Annotated in this window: 4 protein-coding genes; 2 read left to right on the forward strand and 2 right to left on the reverse strand. The window is 74.4% G+C overall.

The genetic code is table 11. From position 1 onward, the window contains the following. A partial coding sequence (locus ACTWQJ_RS48300) for an MBL fold metallo-hydrolase (RefSeq protein WP_443312720.1) occupies window positions 1–320 on the forward strand: 320 nt, incomplete at its 5' end. Next, window positions 317–937 carry a DedA family protein gene (locus ACTWQJ_RS48305; RefSeq protein WP_385259391.1) on the forward strand — a complete coding sequence of 207 codons (621 nt, stop codon included), beginning with the start codon at window positions 317–319 and terminating at the stop codon, window positions 935–937. The genes ACTWQJ_RS48300 and ACTWQJ_RS48305, both read left to right, overlap by 4 nt. Window positions 938–1,090: 153 nt before the next feature. Here the strand turns inward: ACTWQJ_RS48305 and ACTWQJ_RS48310 are convergent, their stop codons facing one another. Then, window positions 1,091–2,149 carry an MBL fold metallo-hydrolase gene (locus ACTWQJ_RS48310; protein ID WP_443312721.1) on the reverse strand — a complete coding sequence of 353 codons (1,059 nt, stop codon included), beginning with the start codon at window positions 2,147–2,149 and terminating at the stop codon, window positions 1,091–1,093. Then, complete coding sequence (locus ACTWQJ_RS48315; protein WP_443312722.1) at window positions 2,146–3,393, reverse strand: aminotransferase class I/II-fold pyridoxal phosphate-dependent enzyme; 1,248 nt, start codon at window positions 3,391–3,393, stop codon at window positions 2,146–2,148. The genes ACTWQJ_RS48310 and ACTWQJ_RS48315 overlap by 4 nt, the downstream gene beginning before the upstream one ends. Window positions 3,394–3,628: the final 235 nt, after the last annotated feature.

Raw genomic sequence — 3,628 nt, forward strand, 5'->3', positions numbered from 1 at the left:
CCGGGCTGTTCGACACGATGGCGAAGGAGGTCGGGCCGGTCGACGTGGCGCTGCTGCCGGTCGGCGGCTGGGGACCGTACCTGGGGGACGGACATCTCGACGCGGGGCGGGCGGCCGAGGCTCTGGCCCGGCTGGCGCCGCGCAGCGCCGTGCCGGTGCACTACGGCACGTACTGGCCGATCGGCATGGACGCCGTACGCCCCCATGAGTTCCACGCGCCCGGCGACGACTTCGTGCGGCTCGCGGCCCAGCGTGCGCCGCAGGTCGCGGTGCACGCGCTCCGGCACGGCGAGAGCGTGCGCCTGGAGGTCGCGCGGTGAACTGGCTCGCGGCCTCCTCCACGGTGCCGCCGGAATCCACCCAGCAGGCGATCGGCTATCCGACGCTGTTCCTGCTGGTGCTGCTCGGTGCGCTGGTGCCGGTGGTGCCGACCGGGGCGCTGGTGAGTTCGGCGGCGGTGGTCGCTTTCCACCAGACGGCGCCGTTCTCGCTGGCGCTGGTGTTCGTGACGGCTTCGCTGGCCGCGTTCCTCGGCGATGCCACGCTGTACTGGCTGGGGCGGCGCGGCATGGGGTCGAAGAACGGCTCGCGCTGGCTGGAGGCGATCCGGGCGCGGGCGCCGGAGGAACGGCTGGCCCAGGCCCAGGAGAAGCTCGCCGCGCACGGGGTGGCGGTGCTCGTGCTGTCCCGGCTGGTGCCGGCGGGCCGGCTGCCGGTGATGCTGGCCTGTCTGCTGGCGAAGTGGTCGATGCGGCGGTTCGCCCGCGGGAATCTGCCGGCCTGTCTGGCCTGGGCTGTGACGTATCAGCTGATCGGGATTCTCGGTGGGTCGTTGTTTCCTGAGCCGTGGGAGGGCGTGGTCGCGGCGGTGGCGCTGACGCTGGTCATCAGTGCGGTGCCGAGTGGCTGGCGCCGGCTGCGGAAGGCTGGCGCCTGAGAACTCGGGTGGCGATGCCGTATCGCGGCTGCGGGTTAGTTGTGGCTGGTCGCTCCCCCACTCTCGGCTTCGCTCGAGCGGGGGGACCCCCATCGCGGCGGAGCCGCATATCGACTCAGCCCCACGCCCCTTACCGGCATGTCCTCGCGCCTCTCATTGGGTGCCGTCCAGCACCCGTGACCCACCAACCGGCAAGTCCCACAGGTCCTCCCGGGACAGGCCCGCCTTTTCCCACGCCGCGCGCACGCGCTTGAGGGGTTCCAGGACCGGCTCCGCCGACAGCACGAACGTGGCCCAGTGCATGGGGGCCATGCGCTGCGCACCGAGGTCCTGTACCGCCCGTACCGCCTCCTCCGGGTCGCAGTGGACGTCGCTGAGCCACCAGCGGGGGTTGTACGCGCCGATCGGCATCAGGGCGAGGTCGATGCCCGGGTAGCGTCGGCCGATCCGGGTGAACCAGTGGCCGTAGCCGGTGTCACCGGCGAAGTAGAGGCGGCGGCCGTCGGGGGCGGTCAGCACCCAGCCGCCCCACAGGGTGCGGCAGGCGTCCGTCAGGGTCCGCTTGGACCAGTGGTGGGCGGGCACGAAGTCGAAGCGGACGCCGTCGAGTTCGGCCGCCTCCCACCAGTCCAGCTCGGTGACGCAGGTGAACCGGCGGCGGTGGAACCAGCGGCCGAGCCCGGCCGGTGCGAACACGGGGGTGTCGCGCGGGAGCCGGCGCAGGGTGGGGGCGTCCAGGTGGTCGTAGTGGTTGTGGCTGATGACGACCGCGTCGACGCGCGGCAGCTCGTTCCAGTCGACCCCGACGGGTGTGATGCGGGCGGGAGTGCCGAGGATGCGGCGGGACCACACCGGGTCGGTCAGCACGGTGAGCCCGCCGATGCGCAGTACCCAACTGGCGTGTCCCGCCCAGGTGACGGCGACGGTGCGGGCGTCCACGCGGGGCAGCGGGGCGGGTTCGAAGGGCAGGCGGGGGATGTCGGCGAGGCCCTCGCGGCCGGGGCGTACGGCGCCCTCGCGGGCGAACCGGGCGAGGGCCTTGATGCCGGGCAGCGGGGCGGTCAGCCGGTCGTGGAAGGTCCGCGGCCAGACCCGCCGCTCGGCGAGCGGACGGGGTTCGGCGAGCGGCGGAACAGGGGGCGCGAAGGGTGACGTGGCCGCCGGATCGTCGGATTCCTGGGTGCTCGTGGTCGACTCGGACTGTGGCGTCATCGAGGAGGCTCCCGTCGCTGAGCGTCGTCGCGGAGATCATCGAAGACCGACCTCAAGCCGATCAACGCGCGTCGCACGTGTGGCAGTTCCAACGGCTCGGCTGAATCGAGGCATTCCGCGCGCTCTGCGTCCGTGCCGCCCAACAGCGGACCGGTGGACAGCCGGACGCGCAGCGCGCCGAGCTCGTCGCCGAAGCGGTGGCCGCCCGGAGCGGGCATGCCGAGCCGGGCGGTGAGGAAGTCCTCCAGTTCCTGCGCGTCGCCCACACCGTGCGGGGCGAGCGCGGACCGCAACGGGCCCAGATCGACGTAGAGATGACGGCCCGCCTGCGGCGGCCGGGCGAGGGCGCCCGCCGCGACGACGGTGTGGTGCGCGGCCTGCGCCACGCGCGCGTGCAGGCGTACGACGGCGGCCGCCCGGGCGCTGACCGGCTCGGGTTCGCCCAGGGCGTAGCCGGCCGCGGCAGCTACCGGGCCCGCGACCCGCGCGTCGAGCGCGGTCAGCACATCCAGTACGCGCGCGTGCAGCTCCTCCCCGGCCTCGCCCGCGGGGAAGCGGGCGACGGCGGCAGGCCAGCCCGGCGGCAACAGCGCACCGGCCAGGTCGCTGACGACGGTGACCCGGTCGGGCAGCATCTCGGCGGGGCTGAACAGCACGGTGTCGTGCCGCGCGTGCAGCGTGTCGCGCCAGGTCTCGTCGCTGACCAGGTGCAGTCCCTCACCGGCCGCGGCCTCGAGGGTCTCGTGCAGCACCTCCGGCGGTGCCACCGTCGCCGTCGGGTCGTCGGCGACGGACAGCACGAGCAGCCGCGGATCGCCGCCCTCGGCACGCACCCGGCGCACGGTCTCCAGCAGCGCGTACGGATCGGGCACCCCGCCGCACTCGGCCGGCGTCCCCACGTGGAAGGCGGGTCTGCCCAGCAGGCGTGCGTACGGCGCCCACCACGCGGCGCAGGGCCGGGGCACCAGGACGTCGCCGCCGATCGCGGCGGTCAGCGCGAGCAGCAGGGCGGGTGCGCCGGGAGCGGCCACGGCATGCTCGGGGACGACGGCCAGTCCACGCCGCTCCCAGTAGCCGCACGCCGCGTCCAGAAGGGCGGATCCCCCGCCGACCGGCTCGCTCCCGGCCCGGCCCGCGGCCGCGGCGAGGACGGCGGACAGCTCCGGCAGCACGGGCAGCCCGTCGTCGGGGAGGGGCGGCCCGTAGCGGACAGGTCCGTGGCCTTCCGGGTCCGTCCGCCGCATGCGTACCTCCCGTGCCGGTCGTCTCTCGCGCTCTGCGTACCCAGCCCGCCCCGGTCTCAGGCGTCCGCCGACGAGTCCCTGCGCCACAGTCGGTACACGGCCGCGCCGAGCGCCCCCGCGATCAGCAGGCCGCCGGTCACGAGCGCGGGCACGGACACGCCGAAGTCTCCTCCCTCGCCGGCCTTCACCCCGTGCTGGATCACCGGAGGCTTACAGGATTCGCGGGGCACGGTGC

This window comes from Streptomyces sp. KR55, from assembly GCF_052245645.1.
In the GTDB taxonomy this organism is placed as follows: Bacteria; Actinomycetota; Actinomycetes; order Streptomycetales; family Streptomycetaceae; genus Streptomyces; species Streptomyces flavusporus.